Annotated in this window: 2 protein-coding genes; one reads left to right on the top strand and one right to left on the bottom strand. The window is 44.5% G+C overall.

From position 1 onward, the window contains the following. Positions 1-82 precede the first annotated feature (82 nt). On the top strand, positions 83-388 hold the full coding sequence (locus B2X33_RS04010; protein WP_296667823.1) for a hypothetical protein: 306 nt from the start codon (positions 83-85) through the stop codon (positions 386-388). Between the two features lie 104 nt (positions 389-492). Here B2X33_RS04010 and B2X33_RS04005 read toward each other — a convergent pair whose 3' ends face one another. Next, entirely contained in the window at positions 493-1,299 is an 807-nt protein-coding gene (locus tag B2X33_RS04005; RefSeq protein ID WP_296667821.1) for a DUF4469 domain-containing protein, read from the bottom strand. Between the last annotated feature and the right edge of the window lie 25 nt (positions 1,300-1,324).

Raw genomic sequence — 1,324 nt, 5'->3', positions numbered from 1 at the left:
ATATTAGCAGAGGAATAAGAGCTAAGCAGCTGTTTTTAGTGAAAACTAAAGTTTTAATCTTGCTTTTTATGGGAGAACAAAAATGGGAATTATTGCCGGATTTATATTTTTTTGCATCATTTTTTTTATAGTTTGCGCATATATCGGAGCACAAGGACAGCCGCCAAGGCGGCATCATAATTATGGACACGATTACTACGAAGATGAAGAAGATTTTGACGATGAACATTCAGATTATGCAGACTTTGAAATAAAGGCGGCAAAAGGAAAAAGAGATTATTTTTCTGACGATCCGGCTCAGGATTATTGCTCTTATTATTCTCAAGTTGCGGACAACGCGGATATGGGCGATCGAGATTCCATGGATGAGATAAAAGGGGAGTGGTGATTTTTAGCCTTTAAGGGCAAAACGTTTAAATTCTGCAAATGGGCGAGTGCAGTGTAAGGAAACCGGTTGTTTTTGCATTTGCAATTGAAGAATAGAAACTCAAGCTATACTCTTCTTACCCTTACTGCCTCAGAAAAAGCCTCCACACATTCAGCGCGCTCTCGGCTGTTCGGGTTCAGGCTTGTTACAACCGCAATGCAAAAAAGCGGCTCTTCCTCGCAGCTCTCTCCATCGTAGCCAAGATTGAAGCTGTCCGGCAGATAAAGCTCCAGCTTTTTGGGCGTGTTTGTGTACGGATTCGGTAGAGGAATCCATTCAGAACGGGGCGCATACACATTCTGCTCCATGCACGGAACAAGAAACACGCCGCATATCTCGCCGCCGACTTTAAGCCCGTTTCCTTTTATGCGGAGTGGCCGGTTCATATAAATCGTGTTTTCTTCCGCGCTTTCCGCCGCAAGGCTTTTGACTTCTGAAATATAGATTCTTGAATTCCGCAGTACAATCTGCGACGGCAGAATGTTCTTCAGAGCTTTTTCCGCTTCCTTTGACGGCGTAAACGCAAGCTTAAAATGCCTGGAGATTTCGCCCGCTGTCATAAACTGTTCAACGCTGCCTTCTACTGAAAAACCGAGCGTTCCAAGCCCCAGAAGGTCAACCGCAAGCCCATCCGAAAGAGCCTCTTTCGCAGTCTTTGACAAAATTTCCGCCGCATACAATAGAGTCTCCTCAGAAATAACAGTTCCGCCTCTTTTCGAGCGCGCAACGAGCTGCTCTGTAGAAACCACATTATTTCTGATTTTCCCAACGCACTTTCCAATCCTGTTTCCGTCCTTGTCTTTCAAGTTCGACGGATAAACCGAGACAAAAACTCTTCCCTTTGGCTTTTCAAGCCCTAATTCCTCTTTCATGGCAATTTCTCCGCTGCAATTTCAT

Source organism: Treponema sp. UBA785 (assembly GCF_002297065.1).
Lineage (GTDB): Bacteria > Spirochaetota > Spirochaetia > Treponematales > Treponemataceae > Treponema_D.
The sequence above is the reverse complement of the archived record's forward strand: the minus strand, read 5'-3'. Positions and strand labels throughout refer to the sequence as shown.